3 protein-coding genes are annotated in these 4,790 nt (G+C 62.4%); all 3 read right to left on the bottom strand.

Going from position 1 to position 4,790, the window contains the following annotated elements; genetic code table 11:
• On the bottom strand, positions 1 to 1,809 hold a 1,809-nt coding region (locus EOA27_RS22480; protein ID WP_145970472.1), incomplete at its 3' end, for a potassium transporter Kup.
• Positions 1,810 to 1,958: 149 nt separating this feature from the next.
• Positions 1,959 to 3,872, bottom strand: coding sequence for a potassium transporter Kup (locus EOA27_RS22475; protein ID WP_126082072.1), 1,914 nt, complete (start codon positions 3,870 to 3,872; stop codon positions 1,959 to 1,961).
• A gap of 86 nt (positions 3,873 to 3,958) precedes the next feature.
• Positions 3,959 to 4,699: a pyridoxine 5'-phosphate synthase gene (locus EOA27_RS22470; protein ID WP_126082071.1), complete on the bottom strand. Its 741-nt coding sequence runs from the start codon at positions 4,697 to 4,699 to the stop codon at positions 3,959 to 3,961.
• Positions 4,700 to 4,790 lie beyond the last annotated feature (91 nt).

Here is a 4,790-nt window from a genome sequence, read left to right as displayed (position 1 = left end):
GATCGGCATGCCGGAATTGGGTGAAGCCTTCAGCGAGCGCCGCGACAGGAAGAAGGACGTCGTCATGATGTCGAACTTCCAGCCCTGCTTGCGGCAGATGGCCAGCGCGCGCGGAATGTTGGGCTGCTCCATATAGCCGAAGGTCAGCGTCACGCGCATGAACAGTTCGTTGACCGTCTCCAGCTTGACCCGCTCGCTGTCGGGCACGATCGGTTGCGGCGCGGTCACCACCGACAGGATGACGTTTTTCTCGTGCAGCACCTTGTAGTGTTTCAGGCTGTGCATCAGCGCCGTCGGCGCGCTGAGCGGATCGCTGGTCAGGAACACGGCGGTGCCTGAGACCAGCTGTGGCTTCTTCTTCAGCAGGTTCGCCGCCAGGAAATCGAGCGGGATCTCGTTGCGGCGCGTCTTGTCGAATAGGTAGCGGCTGCCCCGCACCCAGGTCCACATGCCGAGGATGATGGCGAAGGCAACAGCGAGCGAGGCCCAGCCGCCCTCGAACACCTTGACGATGTTGGAGGCAAAGAAGCCAACGTCAATAAGCGCGAACAATGCCGTCAGCGCAACTGCCGGCCAGATGTTCCATTTCCAGATCCGAGTCATGACGACGAAGAGCAGCGTCGTCGTCACCAACATGTTCCCGGTCACCGAGATGCCGTAGGCCGAAGCCAGCTTGCTGGACTCCCCGAAACCGACCACCAACAGCATCACCACCAACGCCAGCAGCATGTTGACGCGCGGCATGTAAACCTGCCCGGATTGCTTTTCCGAAGTGTGCAGGATTTCGAGCCGAGGCAGCATGTTGAGCTGCACCGCCTGCCTGGTCAGAGAATAGGCGCCGGAGATCACAGCCTGGCTGGCAATAACAGTTGCCGCCGTCGCCAGCACCACCATCGGGATGAGCGCCCAGCCCTCGTTCATCTCGAAGAACGGATGGCCGACCGTGCCGCCCTTGGCGAGCACATAGGCGCCCTGCCCGGCATAGTTCAAAAGCAGGCAGGGAAACACAATCGCCAGCCATGCCAGCACGATCGGCTTGCGGCCGAAGTGACCAAGATCGGCGTAGAGCGCCTCGGCTCCGGTGACGGCCAGGAACACGGCGCCGATAGTGACAAAAGACACATCGGGTGAATTGATCAGGAAAGCCACGATGTAATGCGGGCTGATGGCCCACAGGATTTCCGGATCGTCGATGATGTGGTTGAGACCGGACAGGCCGATGGCCAGAAACCAGATTGCAGTCACCGGACCGAATACCAGACCGACGCCCCCAGTACCGAACCTCTGCACGGCAAAGACCACGGCGAGAATGACCAGCGTCAACGGAACGACGTAAGGCTGGAAGGCCGGCGTCACGACATTCATGCCTTCGACCGCCGATAGCACCGAGATGGCTGGCGTGATGACCGCATCGCCGAAGAACAGCGAGGCGCCGACGATGCCTATGGCCAGGATAATCGCGGAACGTGTAGCGAAACTGCTGCGCGCCAGCGCCATCAGCGACAGCACGCCGCCCTCGCCGCGGTTGTCGGCGCGCAGCACGAACATGATGTATTTCACCGTCACCGTTATGGTCAGCGACCAGATGATCAGCGACAGCACGCCCAGGATGTCGGCGCGGTTCGCGACATCACCGCCGGAAGAGGCGTGCAGCGCCTCGCGGAACGCATAGATCGGGCTCGTGCCGATATCGCCATAGACCACGCCGAGCGCGCCCAGCATCAGCACCTTGGTGCTATGCTGCTCAATCTCAGCGTGACTCGACTGGTCGGCGGGTTCTGCGTCTGCACCACCATTGGCGAGGGCCATGGACGACACTCCGATAAAACGCGCGGTGCTCTACGCTTGCTGCAGTGCAATATCAAGTGCCCTTGCGTGAGGGCTCCCATGCCGCCGGCGCACGGCTTTTGGTCTACGGACCGGCCCGCGTTTGTTCATCCGGCGCAAGCCGCTCTCGTTCAGATGGCCACTTGCGTGCCGATCTCGACCACTCGCCCGGTCGGGATCTGGAAATACTCAGTGGCATCCGCCGCCGAGCGCGCCAGGCTGATGAACAGCCGGTCCTGCCAGACCGGCATGCCGGAATTGGGTGAGGCCTTCAGCGAGCGCCGCGACAGGAAGAACGACGTCGTCATAATGTCGAACTTCCAGCCCTGCTTGCGGCAGATGGCCAAGGCGCGCGGAATGTTGGGCTGCTCCATGTAGCCGAAGGTCAGCGTCACGCGCATGAACAGCTCGTTGACCGTCTCCATCTTCACGCGCTCGCTGTCCGGCACCACCGGCTGCGGCGCCGTCACCACCGACAGGATGACGTTCTTCTCGTGCAGCACCTTGTAGTGTTTCAGGCTGTGCATCAGCGCGGTCGGCGCGCTTAAGGGATCGCTGGTCAGGAACACGGCCGTGCCCGAGACGAGCTGCGGCTTCTTCTTCAGGAGATTCGACGCCAGGAAGTCGAGTGGGATCTCGTTGCGGCGCGTCTTGTCGAACAGGTAGCGGGTACCGCGGATCCAGGTCCACATAATCAGCCCCATCAGACAGGCGACAGTGATCGAGACCCAGCCGCCCTCGACGATTTTGACGACATTGGCCGAGAAGAAACCGAGATCGATGACGCCGAAGAGCACCACCAGGGCCAGTGCGGTCGCAACCTGCCATTTCCACAGCCAGCGCATCACCACGAACAAAAGGATAGTCGTCATCAGCATCTCGCCGGTCACCGAAATGCCGTAGGCCGACGCAAGCGCGCTCGAGCTGCCGAAGCCGACGACCAGAAGCATCACGCCAAGCGCGACCAGAAGGTTGACCCTCGGCATATAGATCTGGCCGCTCTGCATCTCGGACGTGTGCTGCACTTCGATGCGCGGCAGAAGGTTGAGCTGCACCGCCTGCCTAGTCAGCGAGAAGGCGCCGGAAATGACGGCCTGGCTGGCGATGACCGTGGCCGCTGTCGCTAGGCCCACCATCGGCATTAGCGCCCATTCGGGCAGCATCTGGAAGAACGGGTTGGTCGGCTTGCCGCCATGCGAGAGCACGAAGGCGCCCTGGCCGAAATAGTTGAGCAGCAGGCAGGGAAACACGATCGCGAACCAGGCCATCACGATCGGCTTGCGGCCGAAATGGCCGAGGTCGACATAGAGAGCCTCCGCGCCGGTCACCGCCAGGAAGACCGCGCCGACGGTAACGAAGGCTCCGGTCGGCGTCGTGGCCAGGTAGTAGATCGCATAATATGGATTGATCGCCAAGAAAACCGACGGGTCATCGACGATGTGGTAGACGCCGGCCGCGCCGATCGCCACGAACCATGTCGCCGTCACGGGCCCGAACACCGCCGCCACCTTGCCCGTGCCGAAGCGCTGCACGGCGAAAAGCACCGCCAGAATGACCAGCGTGATCGGAACCACGAAGGCATCGAGCGCAGGCGTGACGACTTCCAGGCCTTCGACCGCCGACAGTACCGAGATCGCCGGGGTGATGATTGAATCGCCGAAGAACAGCGCCGCGCCGCAAATGCCGATCACCAGGATGAGCCTGGAGCCCGGGGGATAGGCGCTGCGCGCCAACGCCATCAGTGACAGCGTGCCGCCCTCGCCCTTGTTGTCGGCCCTGAGCACGAAGGCGACATACTTGACCGTGACGATGATCGTCAGCGCCCAGACGATCAGCGACAGCACGCCGAGTACGTCATTGCGGGCAACCGAACTCGAAGACGCGTGCAGCGCCTCGCGAAAGGCGTAGATCGGGCTCGTGCCGATGTCGCCATAGACGACGCCCAGCGCGCCAAGCATGAGCACCTTAGTGCTGTGCTGCCGCTCGGTTTCGGCATGGCCCGAGCGTTCGAGGGATTCCGTTTCGCTGGCGTTGGCTAGCACCATGAACCCCACTTTACCGAATTCGTCACGCTCCGAGGCCACCGCGACGCGCGCGACACACCAAGACTGCCGAAACTACCCAAAGTCCCCTACCATCCGCAGGCCTTCAAGAACCGCCCGACCGTGCCGTCCATGCCATACTCCAGCGCATCGGCTGTCAACCCATGTCCGATCGATACTTCGGCCAATGCCGGGATGCGTTTGGCCAATGGCGGTAAGTTCTCCACGGTCAGATCGTGTCCGGCATTGACGCCGAGCCCGGCCTTGAATGCGGCGTCGGCGGTTTTTCCCAGCCTTTCCAGTTCTTTCGCCGCTTTTGCCGAATCGGAATGGAAACCTCCATAGGGACCGGTATAGAGCTCGATGCGATCGGCGCCGGTATCGCGTGCCGCATTCACGCCCGCAGGGTCCGCGTCGGAAAACAGCGACACCCTGAATCCGCTTTTCTTCAACCGCTTGACGATCGGAGTGAGGAACGCCGCTTGGGCGACGAAGTTCCAGCCATGGTCGGAGGTTGCCTGCGCCGGGTCGTCCGGCACCAGCGTCACCTGCTCGGGCTGGTTCTTTTCGACCAGTGCCAGGAAATCCTCCGTCGGATAGCCCTCGATGTTGAACTCCGCCGTTGGGAATTCGTCGTCGATCAGCGCCCTGATCTCCGGCAGGTCGGAATGCCTTGTGTGCCGCTCGTCGGGCCTGGGATGCACCGTCAACCCATGCGCGCCGGCGGCAAGGGCAATGCGGCCAAGTCCGATGACGCTCGGCCACGGCAGGTCGCGGCGGTTGCGCAGCATGGCGACGGCGTTGAGATTGACCGAAAGCTTGGCGGGCATGAGCTGGGGTCCAGTGGATCGGCGGGCATCTATAGCGCCTTTGACGGGAACAGATAGGGGGTTTCGCGTGTTCCAGGGGACAGTTGGAGGC

It is taken from the genome of Mesorhizobium sp. M2A.F.Ca.ET.037.01.1.1, assembly GCF_003998075.1.
Taxonomy (GTDB): Bacteria; Pseudomonadota; Alphaproteobacteria; order Rhizobiales; family Rhizobiaceae; genus Mesorhizobium.
The sequence above is the reverse complement of the archived record's forward strand: the minus strand, read 5'-3'. Positions and strand labels throughout refer to the sequence as shown.

Bases quoted from the DNA above. Each gene is read 5' to 3' on its own strand.
- EOA27_RS22475 (WP_126082072.1), bottom strand. From the start codon at position 3,872: ATGGTGCTAGCCAACGCCAGCGAAACGGAATCCCTCGAACGCTCGGGC.
- EOA27_RS22470 (WP_126082071.1), bottom strand. From the start codon at position 4,699: ATGCCCGCCAAGCTTTCGGTCAATCTCAACGCCGTCGCCATGCTGCGC.